The sequence below is a fragment of the Mesorhizobium sp. B2-6-2 genome, assembly GCF_006440615.1.
Lineage (GTDB): Bacteria > Pseudomonadota > Alphaproteobacteria > Rhizobiales > Rhizobiaceae > Mesorhizobium.
Genome location: NZ_VFUG01000001.1, coordinates 447,724 through 467,611 on the forward strand (window position 1 = coordinate 447,724; position 19,888 = coordinate 467,611).

At 63.9% G+C, this 19,888-nt stretch carries 15 protein-coding genes; 12 read left to right on the forward strand and 3 right to left on the reverse strand.

Annotated elements, in window-relative coordinates; translation table 11 throughout:
* Nucleotides 1–18: 18 nt before the first annotated feature.
* The 11 genes from FJ419_RS02270 (at nucleotide 19) to FJ419_RS02320 (ending at nucleotide 13,020) form a co-directional block, all read left to right on the forward strand.
* Nucleotides 19–627, forward strand: coding sequence for a CGNR zinc finger domain-containing protein (locus FJ419_RS02270; protein WP_140545865.1), 609 nt, complete (start codon nucleotides 19–21; stop codon nucleotides 625–627).
* Nucleotides 620–1,150, forward strand: a complete 531-nt coding sequence (locus FJ419_RS02275; RefSeq protein WP_140687141.1) for a hypothetical protein — start codon at nucleotides 620–622, stop codon at nucleotides 1,148–1,150. Before FJ419_RS02270 ends, FJ419_RS02275 begins: the two co-directional genes overlap by 8 nt.
* 209 nt (nucleotides 1,151–1,359) lie before the next feature.
* On the forward strand, nucleotides 1,360–4,833 hold the full coding sequence (locus tag FJ419_RS02280; protein WP_140687143.1) for an indolepyruvate ferredoxin oxidoreductase family protein: 3,474 nt from the start codon (nucleotides 1,360–1,362) through the stop codon (nucleotides 4,831–4,833).
* Between the two features lie 149 nt (nucleotides 4,834–4,982).
* On the forward strand, nucleotides 4,983–7,298 hold the full coding sequence (locus FJ419_RS02285) for an EAL domain-containing protein (protein ID WP_140545868.1): 2,316 nt from the start codon (nucleotides 4,983–4,985) through the stop codon (nucleotides 7,296–7,298).
* Nucleotides 7,299–7,848: 550 nt separating this feature from the next.
* Nucleotides 7,849–8,610, forward strand: coding sequence for a hypothetical protein (locus FJ419_RS02290; protein ID WP_140545873.1), 762 nt, complete (start codon nucleotides 7,849–7,851; stop codon nucleotides 8,608–8,610).
* A 94-nt stretch (nucleotides 8,611–8,704) separates the two neighbouring features.
* Nucleotides 8,705–8,854 (forward strand): DUF3096 domain-containing protein, encoded by a 150-nt coding sequence (locus FJ419_RS02295; RefSeq protein ID WP_023729728.1) that lies wholly within the window; start codon nucleotides 8,705–8,707, stop codon nucleotides 8,852–8,854.
* 149 nt (nucleotides 8,855–9,003) lie between these two features.
* Nucleotides 9,004–9,228, forward strand: coding sequence for an aa3-type cytochrome c oxidase subunit IV (locus tag FJ419_RS02300; RefSeq protein ID WP_140628751.1), 225 nt, complete (start codon nucleotides 9,004–9,006; stop codon nucleotides 9,226–9,228).
* 85 nt (nucleotides 9,229–9,313) lie between these two features.
* A complete protein-coding gene (locus FJ419_RS02305; RefSeq protein ID WP_140687145.1) occupies nucleotides 9,314–10,594 on the forward strand; it encodes a Re/Si-specific NAD(P)(+) transhydrogenase subunit alpha in 1,281 nt (426 codons plus the stop codon).
* A complete protein-coding gene (locus FJ419_RS02310) occupies nucleotides 10,594–11,013 on the forward strand; it encodes an NAD(P) transhydrogenase subunit alpha (protein ID WP_140687148.1) in 420 nt (139 codons plus the stop codon). The genes FJ419_RS02305 and FJ419_RS02310 overlap by 1 nt, the downstream gene beginning before the upstream one ends.
* A gap of 1 nt (nucleotide 11,014) precedes the next feature.
* Nucleotides 11,015–12,412 (forward strand): NAD(P)(+) transhydrogenase (Re/Si-specific) subunit beta, encoded by a 1,398-nt coding sequence (locus FJ419_RS02315; RefSeq protein WP_140687150.1) that lies wholly within the window; start codon nucleotides 11,015–11,017, stop codon nucleotides 12,410–12,412.
* 191 nt (nucleotides 12,413–12,603) lie between these two features.
* A complete protein-coding gene (locus FJ419_RS02320; RefSeq protein WP_140687152.1) occupies nucleotides 12,604–13,020 on the forward strand; it encodes a hypothetical protein in 417 nt (138 codons plus the stop codon).
* 373 nt (nucleotides 13,021–13,393) lie between these two features.
* Here the strand turns inward: FJ419_RS02320 and gyrB are convergent, their stop codons facing one another.
* Nucleotides 13,394–15,865 (reverse strand): DNA topoisomerase (ATP-hydrolyzing) subunit B, encoded by a 2,472-nt coding sequence (gene gyrB, locus FJ419_RS02325; protein ID WP_140687154.1) that lies wholly within the window; start codon nucleotides 15,863–15,865, stop codon nucleotides 13,394–13,396.
* A gap of 266 nt (nucleotides 15,866–16,131) precedes the next feature.
* On the opposite strand from gyrB, the gene FJ419_RS02330 reads away from it, so the two are divergent.
* The gene (locus tag FJ419_RS02330; RefSeq protein WP_140687157.1) at nucleotides 16,132–17,502 is read left to right on the forward strand and encodes a cytochrome P450; all 1,371 of its coding nucleotides are present in this window, start codon (nucleotides 16,132–16,134) and stop codon (nucleotides 17,500–17,502) included.
* Between the two features lie 7 nt (nucleotides 17,503–17,509).
* Here the strand turns inward: FJ419_RS02330 and FJ419_RS02335 are convergent, their stop codons facing one another.
* Nucleotides 17,510–18,493 (reverse strand): complex I NDUFA9 subunit family protein, encoded by a 984-nt coding sequence (locus FJ419_RS02335; protein ID WP_140687159.1) that lies wholly within the window; start codon nucleotides 18,491–18,493, stop codon nucleotides 17,510–17,512.
* Between the two features lie 379 nt (nucleotides 18,494–18,872).
* Nucleotides 18,873–19,874: an Ldh family oxidoreductase gene (locus FJ419_RS02340; RefSeq protein WP_181170582.1), complete on the reverse strand. Its 1,002-nt coding sequence runs from the start codon at nucleotides 19,872–19,874 to the stop codon at nucleotides 18,873–18,875.
* Between the last annotated feature and the right edge of the window lie 14 nt (nucleotides 19,875–19,888).

Below are 19,888 nucleotides of genomic sequence, written 5' to 3' on the forward strand. Positions count from 1 at the left end.
ATCGGTTAGATTTCTGTCATGACGGTTTCCTGGACCCCGCACCGCTTCACCGGCGGCATCCTTGCGCTCGACACGGCGAACACCGTCGTGCTGCGCAACGATCCGCAAAAGTCCTTTGACCGTTTTGACGACCCGGCCGAGATCGCCCGTTTCGCCGAGGCGGCGAGCGGCTTTCGCGCCGCCGAGCTCGGCGGCCGGAGGCTGCAGGCGCCGGAGCCGGGCGAGATAAAGCCGGCCGTCGTCTCGATTCGTGAAGCGACCGACCGCCTGTTTCGCCATGCCGTGTCGAACGGCGCGATTGCGACCAGCCATTTGCCGGATTTCCTCACGGCCTGCGCCGGCGGGCTGTCCGGCAGCGCGACCGAGATCGGGGTGCCGGGCCAGCCTTTCGGCGATCCGCAAACGCCGATTGCCTTCGAGGCGGCTTTGGCCGTCTCGGCGCTGTCGCTCCTGCGCGACGAAACGGTGGCGAGGCTGAGGATCTGTCCCAATTGCAGCTGGCTGTTCGTCGACCGCAGCCGCAACGCCAGCCGCCTCTGGTGCGACATGGCCGTTTGCGGCAACCGCCAGAAGGCAAACCGCTATTACCGCCGCCGTACAGGGGCGAGGGAGGTCAGCAATGCTTAGGAAATTGTCGCGTTCGGCTCTGGTCGGCGCCGCCTTGATCGCTGCATTCGCCCTTGGTGCCTGCCGCGACACCGGCAAGGAGCAACTCTTCGCCATCTCCGGCAAGCTATTCGAGTTCAATTACCGGCTCGCCATCGCCACCTACGTCATCACGCTGAAGCCGCTGCGCCCGATGGTCGACGGCCAGGTCGCGGTCGTGAGCTTCCAGAACCCGGCCGGCGGCGAGCCGCTCGTCGTTAACCAGAAGATCTGGCCGAAGCTGCCCCACATCACGCTTACCAGCCCGCCGCTCTCCTGCGTGGTCAAGGACAAGCCTTACAAAGTTTCGATCCGCATCGAGGATGCGAGCGGCACATTGCTGCAAAGCATCGACACCACCATGACCTCGTCGGAGGACCAGACCATGCTGCCGGATCGGCCGCTGGTGATCGGGCCGAAATACGAGCTCAACCCGGACCTTGCCGGCCATCCCGACGGCAGGCTGCCCGACGAGCAGAAGCCGGATTGCTCGAAAGCGACCTGAAACGCCCAGCGCCCACGCGAAATTTTTGTTCTTCGCGAGGCGGTTAGCGCGGTCTTGCATGCGCCGTCGGCCACTCGCCAGACCGTTTGTTGCGTGTTATCTGGCTGCTGCGATTTTGTTTGACCTCTCCGCCAAGGGAAGAAAGACTGCGGCGTCCCACTCCGACGTTGGCTGCCTGATTTGCGCCGCCTCCGCAGAGGAAATACCTGATGACGCTGCACGACGTCGCGCTCGACGACAAGTTCGACCTTGGCAAGGAGCGCGTCTTCCTGTCCGGCGCGCAGGCGGTCGTGCGCATGCTTCTGATGCAGCGCGAGCGCGACCGCCGGGCCGGCCTCAACACGGCGGGCTTCGTCTCCGGCTATCGCGGCTCGCCTTTGGGCGGCCTCGACATGCAGCTGTGGCGGGCCAAGAAGCAGCTTGCGGCTGCCGACATCGTCTTCCAGCCCGGCCTCAACGAGGAACTCGCCGCCACCGCCTGCTGGGGTTCTCAGCAGACCGAATTGCTGGGCGAAGGCACGCATGACGGCGTCTTTTCGGTCTGGTACGGCAAGGGGCCGGGCGTCGATCGTTCCGGCGACGTCTTCCGCCACGCCAATCTGGCCGGCTCGTCCAAGCACGGCGGCGTGCTTGCCCTGATGGGCGACGACCACATGGCCGAATCCTCGACCAATGCGCATGCCACCGAATTCCTCTTCGTCGATACCATGGTGCCGATCCTCAATCCGGCAGGCGTCCAGGAGATCATCGACTACGGTCTCTACGGCTTTGCCATGTCGCGCTTCGCCGGCACCTGGGCGGCGGTCAAATGCGTCAAGGACAACATCGAATCGACGGCCTCGGTCGACGCCTCGATCGAGCGTCTGGGCATCGTCATTCCCGAATTCGACATGCCGCCGGGCGGCCTGAACATCCGCCACGAGATCGACATGCTCGGCCAGGAAGAGCGGCTGCACGAATACAAGCGCGCCGCCGCTTCCGCCTTCATCCAGGCCAATAATCTCAACCGCATCGTCTATTCGGGCGGCCGCAACCCCAAGCTCGGCGTCATCACCATCGGCAAGAGCTATCTCGATGTCCGCCAGGCGCTGGAGGATATCGGCATTGACGAGGCGGCCGCCAACCGCATCGGCATCCGCCTGTTCAAGGTCGGCTGCCCGTGGCCGCTCGATTTCCAGCACATCGCCGAGTTCGCCCGCGGCCTCGACACCATCGTCGTTGTCGAGGAAAAGCGCTCTTTGATCGAGGTTCAACTGCGCGAGAACCTCTACGGCACCGCCACGCAGCCGGTGATCGTCGGCAAGAAGGACGAGCGCGGCGACTGGCTGTTTCCGGCCAAGGGCGCGCTCGATCCGAACGAGATCGCCATCGCGCTCGGCGAACGGATTCTGCGCACCATCGGTCCGTCGGAAGAGATCGCAGCGCGGCTGGCGAAGCTGCGCCAGTTCCAGGCGATGCTCGCCGACACCGTCGATATCGGCTCGCGCACGCCTTTCTTCTGCTCCGGCTGCCCGCACAATTCCTCGACCAAGGTTCCGGACGGCTCGATCGCCGCCGCCGGCATCGGCTGCCATTTCATGGCGCTGTGGATGGACAGGAATACGGTCGGCTTCACCGCCATGGGCGGCGAGGGCGCGCAATGGGTCGGACAGGCGCCGTTCTCGAAGCGCGACCACATCTTCCAGAATCTGGGCGACGGCACCTACAACCATTCCGGCGTGCTGGCGATCCGCTTCGCGCTGTCCTCCGGCGCCAACATCACCTACAAGATACTCTACAACGACGCCGTCGCCATGACCGGAGGCCAGCCGCATGAGGGCGGCCTGACCGTAGACATGGTCGCCAGACAAGTGCGCGCCGAGGGCGTCGAGCGCATCGCCGTCGCCACCGACGAGCCCGACAAATATGCCGGCAAGGCCGATTTCCCGGCCGGCGTCAGCATCCATCACCGCGACGACCTCGATCTCGTCCAGCGCGAGTTGCGCGGGCTCAAAGGCGTTTCCGTTCTCATCTACGACCAGACCTGCGCCGCCGAGAAACGCCGGCGCCGCAAGCGCGGCACCTTCCCCGATCCGGACAAGCGCGTCTTCATCAACGAACTGGTCTGCGAAGGCTGCGGCGATTGCGGCGTGCAGTCGAACTGCGTCTCCATCCAGCCGGTCGAGACCGAATACGGCCGCAAGCGCCGGATCGACCAGTCGAGCTGCAACAAGGACTTCTCCTGCCTCAACGGCTTCTGCCCGTCCTTCGTCACCGTGCATGGCGGCAAGATCAGGAAGGCCGAAGGCATTGCCGGCAAGGCCGATCCTCTCGACGGCGTGCCCGCACCGGCTGAATTCCGCATGGGCAACCAGGGTTGGGCGGCGATCATCGACGGGGTCGGCGGCACCGGCGTCGTCACTGTCGGAGCGGTGCTCGGCATGGCCGCGCATCTCGAAGGCAAGGGTTGCGGCATGATCGACATGGCCGGCCTCGCCCAGAAGGGCGGCTCGGTCTTCACCCATGTCCGCATCGCCCCGACGCCCGAGGACATCCACGCCATCCGCGTTTCGGCCGGCAAGGCCGACCTTGTGCTGGGCTGCGATCTCGTCGTCTCCGGCGCCAAGAAGGTGCTGGGCGCAGTGCGCGAGGGCCACACGATCTTCCTCGCCAACACCGCTGAGATCATGCCCGGCGAATTCACCCGGTCCGCCGACTTCTCGCTGCCGGTCGAGCGGCTGAGGAAGGCGATCCGGGCGGCTGCCGGCGACGACAAGGCGCATTTCTTCGACGCCACCCGCACGGCGACGGCCTTGTTCGGCAATTCGCTGGGCGCCAACATGTTCATGCTCGGCTTCGCCTTCCAGCATGGCGGACTGCCGCTTTCCGCCGAAGCCGTTGAAAAGGCGATAGAATTGAACGGCGAAGCTGTGCCGATGAACATCGCGGCCTTCCGCTGGGGCCGCCGCGCCGCGCATCAGCCCGATTTCGTGCGCGGCCTGGTCGGCCAGACGGGCAAGCCGGCTTCCCGATCGGCCGAGACGCTGGACGATGTCATCGCCCGCCGTGTCGCCTTTCTTACCGCCTATCAGAACGCCGCCTATGCCAAGCGTTACTCCGACCGCGTGGCAAAGTTGCGCGCAGCCGAGGCCAAGGCCGTGCCAGGCTCGACCGCGGTGACCGAGGCCGTCGCCACGAACCTCTTCAAGCTGATGGCGATCAAGGACGAATATGAGGTGGCGCGGCTTTACACCGATGGCACTTTCGCCGCCGACCTTGCCAAGCAGTTCCAGAGCTTCGACAAGCTCGAGTTCCATCTCGCGCCGCCGATCCTTGGGCGGCGCGGCAATGACGGCAAGCCCCGCAAATCGAGCTTCGGCCCGTGGATGATGAAGGGCTTTCGGCTGCTGGCGGCGATGAGAGGCTTGCGTGGAACCGCCTTCGACCTTTTCGGCTACACGGCCGAGCGGCGCATCGAGCGGCAGTCGCTGAAAGAGTACGAGGCCGATCTCGACCTGATTGCCGGCGCGGTGGCGCCGGGCAGGGTGGAAGCTGCGACAGCTCTGGCCTCCGTGCCGGCGCTTATCCGCGGCTACGGCCATGTCCGGCAGGCCAGCGCCGACAAGGCGGCGGGCGAGCGCTCGCGCTTGATCGAGCGTTTGAAGCAAACCCCCGCGGAGCCTGCGCTTCGGGCGGCGGAATGATCGCGCCGGCGCGTTGACGCCGCGCCAAACCCCTGAATTTCCCAGTCTCTCCCGCGTGTCGCAACTCCGTGCAACCGTGGCCGGGCGCCGTTCTAAGCCTTTCTTAAGGCAGGTGTGGCATGACAAAGGCGTAGTGTTGGGCCAACGGCATGGGTAGAACAAAGACCGAGAACATCCCGGCGGATGTTTATATCCAGTTTGTGCGGTCGTTGTTCGACAACGCCCACATGCTGGTGATCGGTGGCGTTTGCTACTGGATTCTCGGATTCATGATCTATTGGCGGACGCACAATCCGCTGTTTGTGGGCTTTTCTTTCGGCCTGCTCTCCATCAGCCTTTTCCGTTACTTCGGCATTCGCGCCTTTCTGAAGGCGGGTGGCACCATAGCCAATGTCGAAGAGGCCAAGCGGTGGGAGCGCATTTATATCCTCAAGGGCAGCCTGCAGGGCCTGGGCCTGGGTTCGCTGTGCTTCATATCGATCTACGTTTACCCCGATCCCTTCGCCGAGCTGGCCGCGACGTCGCTGACGATCGCGACCCTGGTCACGGTCGTCGGCCGCAACTACGGCTCCCCGCAGATGGTGCGGATTTTCTCCGTGACCTTCATCGGACCGGCGGCGCTCGGGCTTCTGCTGCGCATGGATTTCCCGTCGGTCCTGCTCGGCCTGATGATCATCCCGCTGACATTCATCACCATCAACAGCGCCGACCATGTCCGCAACGTGCTCTTCTCCGCCGTCATCGGCCACAAGCAGGCCAGGAACCTGACGCGCCGGTTCGATCGCGCGCTCAACACCATGTCGCATGGCCTGGTCATGCTGGGACCCGACGGGCGTGTCGTGGTGGCCAATGCCGAAGCCGCCCACTTGATGTCGCTGAAATCGGGCGATGCCTTGCTTGGACGCTCGATCCACGGTCTTTTGATGCGCGGCGTCGCCGGCGGCATGCTGGCGCCGAAAGACTGCCGTTACATCGAGGCGCAGCTGACGCGCGCCTTGCGCGAAGGCCGCGACCGCAAGGTGCTCGTTTCGCTGGCCAATGGCCAGCACTACGAATTCTCCGCCCGCGAAGGCAGCCAGGAGCTGGGCGTCATCACCTTCGAGGACGTGACGGCCCGCGTCGAGGCGGAGGAAAAGATCCGCTTCATGGCGCGCTATGACAATTTGACCGGGCTGCCGAACCGCGCCTATTTCCACGAGCTGGTCGGCGAGGCGATGGCCTCCGGCGACCAGGACCGGCTATGCGGCCTCGCGGTGCTCGATCTCGACGACTTCAAGAGCGTCAACGACACGCTCGGCCATCCGGTCGGCGACGGGCTGATCTACGCCGTGGCCGAGCGCCTCGCGGCGGTCGCCGGACCGGGCATCACCGTCAGCCGCTTCGGCGGCGACGAGTTCATGATCTTCTTCGACCGTGTCGAGGACGAGAGCCATCTCAGCACCCTGCTCGACCAGATTTTCGCGGACCTGCAGGGCGAGGTGGACGTCGCCGGCCACGGGTTGCGCATCCAGACCAGCGGCGGCGCGGTGCTTTCCAGGGTCAAGGACACCGATGCGGACGCCATGATCGTCAAGGCGGACCTTGCCCTCTACAAGGCCAAGGAACTCGGCAAGAACAGCTGGCGGCTGTTCGAGGCGGCCATGGATGCCGCCTTCCGCAATCGCCAGCTGATGAAAGCCGACCTGCGCAATGCCGTGCAGGCCAGGGAATTGCGCGTCGTCTACCAGCCGATCGTGGCTGTCAGCACCATGCGCATCGCCAGCTGCGAAGCGCTCTGCCGCTGGGACCATCCCGATCTCGGCCCGATCTCGCCCAGCGTCTTCATCCCGCTCGCCGAGGAGATGGGCATCGTTTCCGACATCAGCACTTTTGTGTTGGAGGCCGCGTGCGCCGAATGCGCCAAATGGCCGGCCCAGACCAGTGTGTCGGTCAATCTATCGGCCAAGGACTTCCGCAATCGCGATATCGTCCAGAAGGTCAGCGACGCCTTGGCCAAGTCGGGCCTTGCGGCGCATCGGCTTGAAATCGAGGTCACCGAGACCGCGTTGCTGGACGACAAGTCGCTGACGCGCGAGTCGATCGAGGAACTGAAGGCGCTCGGCGCGCGCATCGCGCTTGACGATTTCGGCACCGGCTACTCCAGCCTGAGCTATCTCCACAAGCTGCCGCTCGACAAGATCAAGATCGATCGCTCGTTCCTGGTCGATGTGAACCAGAACCGGCAGTCGCTCGATCTTCTGAAGGGCATCGTCAGCCTGTCCCGGACGTTGGGTCTTTCGGTCACCATCGAAGGGGTCGAGACCTTCGAGCAGCTGAAGACGCTGGTTCATCTGGTCAAGCCGGACTTCGTGCAGGGCTTTCTCTTCGGCGCCGCGCTCAGCGCGTCGGGCATCGAGACGATGTCGAGCGTCACATGGCCGTTTGCCGCGGACCTGCACATCGCCGGCAAAAGGACAGCCAGCTAAGAAGCAATTCCGGGAGAAGTGCGAAGCGGTTTCCCGTCCGGAATTGCGTCAGACAAAGAGCAATTCCAGGAAAAGGGTGAAGCGGTTTTCCGTCCAGAATTGCGTCAAGCAAAGAACAATTCCAGGAGAAGTGCGAAGCGGTTTTCCGTCCGGAATTGCGTCAGGCAAAGAACAATTCCAGGAAAAGTGTGAAGCGGTTTTCCGTCTGGAATTGCACTGAAATAGAAAGCAATTCCAGAAAAAAATGGAAACCGGTTTGCTACGCCGGAGTTGATGTGCGTCTCCTGAAACGATAGCCGCCCCGGCGTAGTATAATTCTGTGATGTCTGACGCTTCCAAGCTCTGAATCCGGATTTACCTTGATGGCCGCCGTCAGGTCGGATCAGACAGCCGCTGGGCTGCGGTATTTGCTTTTTCGCGTGCAAGATCGATGAAACGATCGCAGCTATTAAGGTTAACAGACGGTAAATCAGCGATCTTGCATTTTCAGCTTGTGTCTCATTTCAACTCGAATAGCTTGTTCACAGGCGGAATTCGAGGACGGACAATAATGGAAGCTGCGGCTAAGGACGCGTCGGCTGGCGCCAGCTCAAAGGCTGACTCCCTGCTCAACCGAACGATGATGCAGCTCCTGGAGCATGTCGAATATCGCCTCATCACCGGGGGCGAGGATCTGGAAGCGATCTACCGGCTGCGCTATCAGTCCTACCTCAAATCAGGCATGTGCGGTCCGATCGCCAGCGGAATGTTCGAGGATCGCTGGGATAATCTTCCCAATTCCTACCGCTTCGGCGTCTATTGTTACGGCGAATTGGTCAGCACATTGCGCTTTCACTATATTTCCAGCGAACAGCCATACTCGCCTTCGGTGGACGCCTATCCGGAAGTGTTGCTCCCGCGCCTCGCCCGGGGGGAAACCTTCATCGACGGCACCCGATTCGCAACCGATCCCGATGCCGCGCCGGCGCCTGGCGTTCTGCCTTTCCTGACGCTCAGGATCGCCATGGTGGCCTCCAATTACTTTGGCCAGGACTCGGTACTGACCCCGGTCAAGGTCGAGCATTCTCATTTCTATGCCCGGTTCTTCAATGCCGTGCAGAGGAGCGAAGCCAAGCAGTTCCCGGGCGTTCTCGCTCCGATCGCGCTGTTCGAAATCCCTGCCGGCGAGAATATGCGCCGCACGCTCGAACGGTTCCCGTTCTACAATTCGACGCCGATGGAGCAGCGGATGATGTTCGGCAATCCGGCCATCAACCGGCTGACGCCCCTCACCATTCTGCCGACGGCGAAATACTATCGCACCGCGGCCTGAACGCAGGCCATGAACCTTTCACCGGCTGCGCCGTTATCAACGTCGCAGCCCGGTCTGCCCAGGCGATCGCGCCTGTCATAAGAAAGGATCCCGCATGACCATCCACTCGCTCGCGCTGACGCCGCTGATCTCGCTGATCGCCGGCGTGCTGATCCTGGTGATGCCTCGCCTCCTCAACTACATCGTCGCGCTTTACCTGATCGTTGTCGGCCTGCTCGGCCTTTTCCCCCACCTCGCCGGCTGAAATCCCGCGCCGGCCGCGTCGACATAGCGCCGCGTTCGATTTCAACTTTCGTTTGAGGCTGTTGTCGCGGACTGTGCGGCAATAGCGCCATTGCTCTTGGTTCGGCTTTTCGCTATGTGCCTCGAAGGCATTTTCGAAGGGGTACTTCCATGGCTGATCACACGCCGACCGGTCCTGTCGAGCTGGGCGCGCAGATGGACTATGCCGAGCACGACCGTACCTATAAAGGCTTCCTCGGTCTTGCCAAATACGGCTCGCTGTTCTGTGCCGCCATCCTTATTGCAATGGCCTTCGGCTTCTTCGTCGGCGGCTTCTTCTCGGCGACCATCCTGTTCATCCTGATTGTGGCCGTCGGCACTCTCATTCTGCGGTAGACTTCCCAAGCCCATTGCCCTCGACGTCGCCGGACGTCCGGCCGACGCCTTGCGCAGTCAAGGTTCCAGCCGAAAGGATCATCCGGTGGGACAAATCGTATTCATCCCTCGCGAGATTGACCCGAACGAGCCGCGCGTCGCGGCCTCGCCGGAGACGGTCAAGCGCCTGGCGGGTCTCGGCTTCGACGTGGTCGTCGAGAAGGGCGCCGGCCTCGGCTCCCGCATTCCCGACCAGGATTTTGCTGCCGCCGGCGGCGCGATCGGAACGGCGGCCGACGCCAAAAAGGCCGATGTGGTGCTGAAAGTGCGCCGGCCGACGGACGCGGAGCTCAAGGGCTACAAGCCGGGCGCCGCCGTCATCGCCATCATGGATCCTTACGGCAACGATGCCGCTGTCGCCGCGATGGCCAAGGCCGGCATCACCGCTTTTTCGATGGAATTCATGCCGCGCATCACCCGCGCGCAGTCGATGGACGTGCTCTCCTCGCAGGCCAACCTCGCCGGCTACCAGGCGGTGATCGACGCGGCCGCCGAATATGACCGCGCGCTGCCGATGATGATGACGGCGGCAGGGACCGTGCCGGCGGCGAAAGCCTTCGTCATGGGCGTCGGCGTCGCCGGCCTGCAGGCCATCGCCACCGCGCGTCGGCTGGGCGCCATCGTCACCGCCACAGACGTGCGTCCGGCGGTGAAGGAGCAGGTGCAATCGCTCGGCGCCAAATTCCTGGCGGTCGAGGACGAGGAGTTCAAGGCGGCCGAGACAGCCGGCGGCTACGCCAAGGAAATGTCGAAGGAATACCAGGCCAAGCAGGCGGCGCTGACGGCTGAGCACATCGCCAAGCAGGACATCGTCATCACCACCGCGCTGATCCCCGGGCGTCCGGCGCCGAGGCTCATCTCGGCCGCCATGGTCGCCTCGATGAAGCCGGGCTCGGTGATCGTCGACCTCGCGGTCGAGCGCGGCGGCAATGTCGAAGGCTCCGTGCCCGGCAAGGTCGTGACGACGGAAAACGGCGTCAAGATCGTCGGCCATCTCAACGTGCCCGGTCGTGTTGCTGCTTCCGCCTCGTTGCTCTACGCCAAGAACCTCTACGCCTTCCTCGAGACGATGGTCGACAAGACCGCGAAGACGCTCGCCATCAAGCGCGACGACGAGCTGGTCAAGGCCACGATGCTGACCGATGGCGGCAAGGTCGTGCATTCTGCCTTCGCCAAGGCGGCCGAGGCGCCGCGCACCGAGCCGGCGGCCATTCCCGCGACGATTATGGTCGCTGACGCATCGCCAAAACCTGCCGCAAAGAAGGCCGCGACGAAGAAACCTGCCGCAGCCAAGTCGCCCTCGTCCAAGTCTGAAGGGACCGCCTGATGGAACAGCTGCAGAAAGCCCTCGACCAGCTCGATCAGGCGACCGCCGCCGTCCGCCTTGCGATGCAGGACCTTGCCAACGCGCCGGCCGGCGAGGCTGCCGGCAACGCCGCGCATGCGCTGTCGGGCGGCGCCATCGATCCCTTCGTCTTCCGTTTCGCCATCTTCGTGCTGGCGATCTTCGTCGGCTATTATGTCGTCTGGTCGGTGACGCCGGCGCTGCACACGCCGCTGATGGCCGTCACCAACGCCATCTCCTCGGTCATCGTCGTCGGCGCGCTGCTCGCCGTCGGCATCGCGGCTTCCGGCCTGGCCGCGGGCTTCGGCTTCGTCGCGCTGGTGCTGGTCTCGGTCAATATCTTCGGCGGCTTCCTCGTCACCCAGCGCATGCTCGCCATGTACAAGAAGAAGGAAAAGTGACGTGAACGCCAACTTCGCTTCCTTCCTCTATCTTGTCTCCGGCATCCTGTTCATCCTGGCGCTGCGCGGCCTGTCGCACCCGACCACCAGCCGCCAGGGCAATCTTTACGGCATGATCGGCATGGGCATCGCCATCGCCACAACACTGGCGCTGGCGCTGCCTTCGGCCGGCCGCTTCGGCCTGATCGTGCTCGGTCTCGCCATTGGCGGTGGCATCGGCGCGGTCACCGCGCGCCGCATCGCCATGACCTCGATGCCGCAGCTGGTCGCCGCCTTCCACAGCCTCGTCGGCTTCGCCGCCGTCATGGTAGCCGCGGCTGCCATCTACGCGCCGGAAAGTTTTGGCATCGGCACGGCGGGCGACATCCATGCCCAGGCGCTCATTGAAATGAGCCTGGGCGTGGCCATCGGCGCCATCACCTTCACCGGCTCGGTCATCGCCTTCTTGAAGCTCGACGGACGCATGTCCGGCAAGCCGATCATGATCGGCGGCCGCCACTTGATCAACATCGCGCTCGGTATCGCCCTGGTGGTGCTGATCGTGCTGCTCGTCACTACCGAATCCAAGCTCGTCTTCTGGCTGATCGTCGCCGCTTCGCTGGTCCTCGGCGTGCTCTTGATCATCCCGATCGGCGGCGCCGACATGCCGGTCGTGGTGTCGATGCTGAACTCCTATTCCGGCTGGGCGGCGGCGGCTCTCGGCTTCACGCTCGGCAATCTGGCGCTGATCATCACCGGCGCGCTGGTGGGCTCGTCGGGCGCCATCCTGTCCTACATCATGTGCAAGGGCATGAACCGGAGCTTCATCTCCGTCATCCTCGGCGGCTTTGGCGGCGAGACGACCGCCCTGGCCAGCGACGGCATCGAGCGCACCGTCAAGCAGGGGTCGGCCGACGACGCCGCCTATCTGATGATGAACGCGCAGAAGGTCATCATCGTGCCCGGTTACGGCATGGCGGTCGCCCAGGCGCAGCACGCACTGCGCGAGATGGCCGACAAGCTCAAGGCCGCCGGCGTCGAGGTCAAATACGCCATCCATCCGGTCGCCGGCCGCATGCCTGGCCACATGAACGTGCTTCTAGCCGAGGCCAACGTGCCTTATGACGAAGTGTTCGAGCTCGAGGACATCAACTCCGAATTCGCGCAGGCCGACGTCGCCTATGTCATCGGCGCCAACGACGTCACCAACCCGTCCGCGCGCGACGACAAGTCCTCGCCGATCTACGGCATGCCGATCCTCGACGTCGACAAGGCCCGCACCTGCCTGTTCGTCAAGCGCTCGCTCGGCTCCGGCTATGCCGGCATCGACAACACGCTGTTCTACAAGGACGGCACCATGATGCTCTTGGGCGACGCCAAGAAGATGACCGAGGAAATCGTCAAGGCGTTTGATCACTGATCGAGTCGCCAACAGCCATAAGCCTGCACTAAGGGCCGGCTTCATCGCGCCGAGTTTTTGCGGTTGGTGCTCGCGTCGCACGCCACTAGATTTAACCTGCTCACAGCAGGAATCGACGGTACGCCATAGGCGGTGCGGTCGCTGCCTACAACTATATCGAACCTGGACTCACCGAGGACCTGGATATTCTGGTGTCGTTCGAGAAGATTCCTGGGAGCGCTAAGTCCGGGCTGGCGGTGTTGACGCCAATCCTGTCTTTTCTGGCGCAGCGAGGTTACACCGAATTCCGGGATGTTGGCGTCGTGGTTGAAGGGTGGCCTGTTCAATTCATCCCTGTAGCGAATGACCTCGACCAGGAAGCGCTTGATCAAGCGTTGGAGATCGATTTTGCCACCGATCCCGACGAGCGAGGCATACCAACCAGAGTCCTTCGCGCCGAGCATATCATTGCGACGGCATTAAAGTTGGGACGCCCAAAGGATCACATGCGAATGGCAGCTTTTGTCGAGAGCCAGACCTACGACAGTGATGCGCTGGACGATATCCTGACGCGCCATGGACTCAAGGAAAAGTGGATCAAAGTTGGCAATCAATGGGGATGGTGGTAAATTCTGGCAATGGCAGAGACCAAAAGAGCATATCCAGATATTTCCGATATCCTCGCTCGAAAGACAGCGGGACGTCGCGAATTGGCTGGGCTTACCTTCGGGCAGAAAGTAGCGAGAATGGAAGCTCTGCGCGAAAGGCTCGCTCCGTTGAAAAGGCTGCGCCAGCAGCGGCAGCCACAAGGTCACGTCGGCACTGACGTCCACTCGTGAAAATCCATGATCGAATATAGCGCTCCTGCTACACCGGCATGGATACTACCTGCGCGGACGCTTGGCGCTGTCCCACGGAACGGTCGCGTCCTCTGAAGTTACGCAATCGTCGGATCGTGAACTTCAACGCCAAGCGAACGTCTGCGTCTCGGAGCAACGAGGCTCAAATATCCAGATTGGCCACCGACAGCGCATTGTCCTGGATGAACTCGCGGCGAGGCTCCACCTCGTCGCCCATCAGCCGCGAGAACAGCGAGTCGGCGTCGGTCGCGTCGTTGACCTTGACCTGCAGCAGCGAGCGCACATTCGGGTCCAGCGTGGTTTCCCAGAGCTGCTCGGCATTCATCTCGCCGAGGCCCTTGTAGCGCTGCATGGTGAGGCCCTTGCGGCCTGAAGCGAACACTGCGTTGAGCAGCGCCAGCGGCCCCGAGAGGAGTTCCGAGGTCTCTTTCCGACGCAAGGCAGGCTGCTCGCCATAAACTTCCGCCAGGCGCGCTGCGTAGCGGTCGAGCTGGCGCGCATCGGCCGAATTGATCAACCCGGCGTCGAGCTGGACCACATCCTTCACGCCGCGCACCGTGCGCTCGAACACATAGCCGCCCGAACCGTCATTGGAGGTCGACAGCCTGCCGGTCCAGCCGCGCTCGGTCTCCTCGGCGATCATGTCGAGCCGCCCGGCGACGCGCTCGGCCATGGCGTTGGCGCGGCCGAGATCGGCAAGCACGTCGGGATTGAGCGCGCCGGCGATCGCCGCCTGCTCGACGACGCTGCGATTATAGCGCGTGTGCAGCCCGTTGATCAGCTGGCGCACGGAAAGCGCGTCGTCGACCGAGGCGCGCAGGTCCTGTCCTGTCCGTACCTCGCCGGAGGCCAGCACCAGCGAGGCCTCATCCAGTCCGGACCCGATCAGATATTCCTCATAGGCGCTTTCGTCCTTGAGATATTGCGAGCTCTTGCCCCGCGTCACTTTGTAGAGCGGCGGCTGGGCGATGTAGAGGTGGCCGCGCTCGATCAGCTCCGGCATCTGCCGGAAGAAAAAGGTGAGCAACAGCGTGCGGATGTGGGCGCCGTCGACGTCGGCGTCCGTCATCAGGATGATCTTGTGGTAGCGCAGCTTGTCGGCGTTGAACTCGTCCTTGCCGATCGAGGTGCCGAGCGCGGTGATCAGCGTGCCGATCATGTCGGAAGACAGCATGCGGTCGAAGCGCGCCCGTTCGACATTGAGGATCTTGCCGCGCAGCGGCAGGATCGCCTGGTTCTGGCGCGAGCGCCCGCCCTTGGCCGAGCCGCCGGCCGAGTCGCCCTCGACGATGAAGATTTCCGACTTCGCCGGATCGCGCTCCTGGCAGTCGGCGAGCTTGCCGGGCAGCGAGGTGACGCCGAGCGAGCTCTTGCGGGTGATGTCGCGCGCCTTGCGCGCGGCCTCGCGCGCGGCCGCCGCCTGGATCACCTTCTCGACCACCACCCTGCCTTCGCTCGGATGCTCTTCCAGCCAGGTGCCCAGCGCCTCGTTGACCAGGCTCTCCACCACCGGCCGAACCTCGGACGAAACCAGCTTGTCCTTGGTCTGCGAGGAGAATTTCGGATCCGGCACCTTGACCGAGAGCACCGCGGTCAGGCCCTCGCGGCAGTCGTCGCCGGTCAGCGAGACTTTTTCCTTCTTGGTCTGGCCGGACGATTCGCCATAGCCTGTGATCTGCCTGGTCAGCGCCGCGCGGAAGCCCGCCAGATGCGTGCCGCCGTCGCGTTGCGGGATGTTGTTGGTAAAAGCCAGCACGTTCTCGTGGTAGCTGTCGTTCCACCACATCGCGACTTCCACGGTGATGCCGTCGCGCTCGGCGCGGATGGCGATCGGCGTTTCGATCAGCGGCTTCTTCACCCGGTCGAGATATTTGACGAACTCTTCCAGGCCGCCTTCGTAATGCAGCTCGTGGCGCACCAGGTCGGCATGACGCGCGTCGGTCAGCACGATGCGCACGCCGGAATTGAGGAAGGCGAGCTCGCGCAGCCGGTGTTCCAGCGTGCCATAGTCGAATTCGACCATGGTGAAGGTCTCGGCCGACGGGAAGAAGGTGATCTCGCTGCCGCTGCGGCCCTCATAGGTGCCGGGCAGTTTGTTCTGCTCATATGTGCCCGTCACCTTCAACGGCGCGTCGGCATTGCCATGCGTGAAGCTCATCTCGAAGATTTCGCCGTTGCGGCGGATCTTGAGCTTCAGCCATGCGGAAAGCGCGTTGACCACCGAGACGCCGACGCCGTGCAGACCGCCGGAAACCTTGTAGGAGTTCTGGTCGAATTTGCCGCCGGCATGCAGCTGCGTCATGATCACTTCGGCCGCCGAAACACCCTCTGAGGAGTGGATGTCGGTCGGAATGCCGCGGCCATTGTCGATCACGGTGACGGAACCGTCGGGGTTGAGCGTCACCGAGACGAGGTCGGCGTGGCCCGCCAGCGCCTCGTCGATGGCGTTGTCCACCACCTCATAGACCATGTGATGCAGGCCCGAGCCGTCATCGGTGTCGCCGATATACATGCCTGGACGCTTGCGCACAGCATCCAACCCCTTCAAAACCTTGATGGAATCGGCGCCGTACTCGGCTTCCACGCCAATGGCGCTTTCGGTCTGGTCGCTCATGAATACCTGTCTGATTGATGTCGATGGTCCGGCACGGGAAAGTCACCCCGAATCGCGCCGTTTTGATGTCCTAGATATAGGCGCAAACGGCTGGTTTTCCAAGGTTTGCGGCCATTTTGCCGGCTTGGCGAGAAGCCTTTCATTTATCCCGAGCCTACGGACCGGCAAGAACGCGAGCCGCATTCGGTGCCGGTCGCGGACCTGCTCGGCCAGATGGACGCCCGCTTCGCCGGGCACTACATTCGGCTGTCAGCGGAGCATGCTACATGGACACCAAGCCCGCCCCTTTTGTGCCGCCGGCGCCGACGCCGCGCACAACGCCGCCTTCGACGCTGGAGATGATGCGCATCATCTACCGCAATCCGCTCGAATTGTGGGGCGAGCACACCTACAACGAGCCTTGGATTTCGGTGACCGGCGTCGGCGGGCCGCTGGTGGTCGCCAATGATCCGGGCCTCATCCGCCATGTGCTGGTCGACAACGCCAGGAACTACAAGATGGCGACCGTGCGCCAACTGGTGCTGCGGCCGATCCTGCGCGACGGGCTGCTGACCGCAGAGGGCGAGGTCTGGAAGCGCTCGCGCAAGGCGATGGCGCCGGTGTTCACGCCGCGCCATATCTTCGGCTTCGCCGAGCCGATGCTGAGACGCACGTTGGAGTTCGTCACCCGCTACGAGACCGGCGGCACGACCGATGTCGCCCACGACATGACGCTGCTCACCTATGACATTCTGGCCGAGACGCTGTTCTCCGGCGAGATCGCCGGCGAGCCCGGCAGCTTCGCCAAGGAGATCGATCGCCTGTTCGAGACGATGGGCCGCGTCGATCCGCTCGACCTGCTGCGCGCGCCGGAATGGCTGCCGCGCTTCACCCGCATCCGCGGCCGCAGGACCATGGCCTATTTCCGCAACATCGTCGCCGGCACGGTGAGGATGCGCGAGGAGCGGATGAAGCGCGATCCCGACGGCGTGCCGCAGGATTTTCTCACGCTTCTGCTGCGCGCCGAGGGGCCGGACGGGCTGACGCGCGCCGAAGTCGAGGACAACATCATCACTTTCATCGGCGCCGGCCATGAGACGACCGCGCGGGCGCTGGGCTGGACGATCTATTGCCTCGCCGGGGCGCCCTGGGAGCGCGACAAGGTCGAGCAGGAGATCGACGCCGTGCTGGCGCGCGAACCCGATCCGACCAAGTGGCTGGATGCCATGCCGCTCACCCGCGCCGCTTTCGAGGAGGCGCTCAGGCTCTATCCGCCTGCGCCCTCGATCAACCGCGAGCCGATCGAACCGGAGACCTGGAACGGCTTATACATTCCGAAATACGCCGCCGTGCTGGTGATGCCTTGGGTGGTGCATCGCCACCGCAAGCTGTGGGACAGGCCGGACGCCTTCCTGCCGGAGCGTTTCCATCCCGGAAACCGCGACAGAATCGACCGCTTCCAGTACCTGCCCTTCGGCGCCGGGCCGCGCGTCTGCATCGGCGCAAGCTTCGCCATGCAGGAGGCGATCATCGCCCTGGCGATCCTGTTGTCGCGCTTCCGCTTCGACGCGACATCGCAGACCCGGCCTTGGCCGGTGCAGAAACTCACCACGCAACCGCAGGGCGGCCTGCCGATGCAGGTCTCCCGCCGCATCTAGAGTTTCGCTATCGGTCGGCGATCGGCCGGCGCTGCTGGAACTGTCCGGCGGCGCGGAAGCGCCAGAGATAGCTGGGCAGGATAGTGGCGATCGCCTGCGGCTGGATGCCGAGGCCGGCAAGCGTCCTGGCGGCCTTGGCGGCTTCGTCCGAAACGACATTGTGCTCGCGCAGCTGCAGCACCTGGTCCTTGGTCAGGAGCGGATTGGGCAGCAGCTGCAGGATCGACGCCTGGATATTCGCCATCCACCACGGCACCGGCACCAGCAGCCGCCGGCGGTCGATGACCGCGAGCAGCTCTTCCATGCATTCCTTGAAGGTCAGCACCTGCGGGCCGCCGAGCTCGTAGATCTGGCCGCCCTTGACCTTGCCGTCGACCGAGCGCGCGATCGCTTCGGCGACGTCGCCGACATAGACCGGCTGGTATTTCGTTTGCCCGCCGCCGATCAGCGGCAGCACGGGCGACAGGCGCGCCATGCCGGCGAAGCGGTTGAAGAAGCGATCCTCCGGTCCGAAATTGATCGACGGCCGGAAGATGACGGCATCCTCAAACGTCTCGAACACCGCCTTTTCGCCCAGCGCCTTGGTGCGGGCGTAGTTGGACGGCGAATTGAGATCGGCGCCGAGCGCCGAGATCTGCGTGAGGCCTGCGCCGACCGAGCGTGCGGCCTCGGCGACGGCGCGCGCGCCGAAATCGTGCACGGCGCCGAATTTCTGGCGGCCGGTCTCATGCAGGATGGCGACCAGGTTGACGACATGGTCGGCGCCTTGCACGGCACGGTCGACCGACCAGCGCACGCGCACATTGGCCTGCACGGGCTGAATCTGGCCGACATTGCCGAGCGGCTGCACATGGCCGGCAAGGTCGGGCCGCCGGCAGGCGACCCGGATGCGGTAGCCGCGCTTGGCCAGCGCCCGCACGACATGGCGACCGACGAAGCCCGAGCCGCCGAAGACGACGACGAGCTTGGGGGTCTGCAGGATTTCGGTCATGACTTGGCTCCGCGCGCAATGCTTGGCTGAAGCCGTTTCTTAATCCGTTTCTCGCCAAAGGCAAAGAGCGACCGGAGGTCGCCATCGCGTTGTTTTTGGACTTGCCCAGAACTTCCCTCCTGCCACGTTGACGAAGGCAGAAAACCCCGCCGAAGCGGGGTTTTCCGGGCAGTGTCCACGCCGAAGCAGGGTTCAACGAGGCGGCCTGACCTGAGACGGCATCAAGGTGGCGTGAAGCAAGCACGCCCGCCCCGCCCTGAACGCCCGGCGCGGCGCCGCCAGCCGCGTGCCTGACGAAGCCCATCGGGCGGTTCGCGGCGTGGGGTGCCGGATATGGGTCGTGCAGCGTCTAAAAAAGGTTCAATCGCGCAGGGAAAAATCAGGCCGAGTAACGCTCGGCGAATTCCGAAATGCGCTGCACCACTGCCCTGGACGTGGTGATGCCGCGCGCCTTTGCCTTCTCGGCGGCTTCGGCGCGCGAGCGGCCGGGTATATGCACGCCATAGCGCCGCCGCAGCCGGTCGAGCTGCTCCTTCATGCGCCGCTCGAAATCCGGGTCGAGCAGCTTTGGCTCGATGGCCAGAACGAAAAGGCCGGTGCCGGGGCTCTCCGCCCCATCGGTGAACCAGGGCGCGTCGAGCGACCAGTTGGCGCCGGAAATGCCTGCGGCCAGCACCTCGACCATTAAAGCGATGTTGGCGCCGCGCTGGCCGCCAAAGGCAAGCATTGCTCCCTTCATCGCCGCCGCCGGATCGGTGGTCGGGTTGCCGCTGGCATCCAGCGCCCAGCCTTCGGGGATTTTCTTGCCGTCCTCGGCCGCCTTGCGGATGTTGACGAAGGCGGTGGCGCTCGACGACTGATCGATGACCAGCGGCGGCCCGTCGGCGGCGGGCGACGCAAAGGACATCGGATTGGTACAATAGACCGGCTTGACCGAGCCTGAGCCGGCAAGCACCGCCGGTCCGTTGGTGGCGGCGAAGGAAACCAGCCCCTGTTCGGCGAGCCGCCCGGTGAAATAGCCGAGCGCGCCGCATGTATAGGCGTTCTTCTGCGAAAAGATCGAGACGCCGAAGAGTTTTGCCGCCTTGACCAGGTCGTCGATGGTGCGGTCGAAGCCGGTATGCGCAAGACCGCGGCGCGCATCCGAAAGATAGACGGCGAGCGCAGGCCGCGTGATCGCCGGATCGGCGTTGCCGTCGATGCGGCCGGCTTCGAGCGCTTCCAGATAGTCGATGAAATGCGACAGCCCCACCATCGACAGGCCTTCGGCTTCCGCGGCGATGATCGAAGCCGTCAGCGACTGCGCCGCCTCCTCATTGGCACCGGCGCCGAGCGCCGCCATCCGGCATAGGCCTGTAGCCTGGGCGAGGGTGAGTTGCATCAGTGTTGCCCTGC

Coding starts and splice junctions, on each gene's coding strand:
- FJ419_RS02290 (WP_140545873.1), top strand. CDS start 7,849: ATGGAAGCTGCGGCTAAGGACGCGTCGGCTGGCGCCAGCTCAAAGGCT.
- FJ419_RS02285 (WP_140545868.1), top strand. CDS start 4,983: ATGGGTAGAACAAAGACCGAGAACATCCCGGCGGATGTTTATATCCAG.
- FJ419_RS02270 (WP_140545865.1), top strand. CDS start 19: ATGACGGTTTCCTGGACCCCGCACCGCTTCACCGGCGGCATCCTTGCG.
- gyrB (WP_140687154.1), bottom strand. CDS start 15,865: ATGAGCGACCAGACCGAAAGCGCCATTGGCGTGGAAGCCGAGTACGGC.
- FJ419_RS02330 (WP_140687157.1), top strand. CDS start 16,132: ATGGACACCAAGCCCGCCCCTTTTGTGCCGCCGGCGCCGACGCCGCGC.
- FJ419_RS02310 (WP_140687148.1), top strand. CDS start 10,594: ATGGAACAGCTGCAGAAAGCCCTCGACCAGCTCGATCAGGCGACCGCC.
- FJ419_RS02300 (WP_140628751.1), top strand. CDS start 9,004: ATGGCTGATCACACGCCGACCGGTCCTGTCGAGCTGGGCGCGCAGATG.
- FJ419_RS02280 (WP_140687143.1), top strand. CDS start 1,360: ATGACGCTGCACGACGTCGCGCTCGACGACAAGTTCGACCTTGGCAAG.
- FJ419_RS02295 (WP_023729728.1), top strand. CDS start 8,705: ATGACCATCCACTCGCTCGCGCTGACGCCGCTGATCTCGCTGATCGCC.
- FJ419_RS02340 (WP_181170582.1), bottom strand. CDS start 19,874: ATGCAACTCACCCTCGCCCAGGCTACAGGCCTATGCCGGATGGCGGCG.
- FJ419_RS02335 (WP_140687159.1), bottom strand. CDS start 18,493: ATGACCGAAATCCTGCAGACCCCCAAGCTCGTCGTCGTCTTCGGCGGC.
- FJ419_RS02275 (WP_140687141.1), top strand. CDS start 620: ATGCTTAGGAAATTGTCGCGTTCGGCTCTGGTCGGCGCCGCCTTGATC.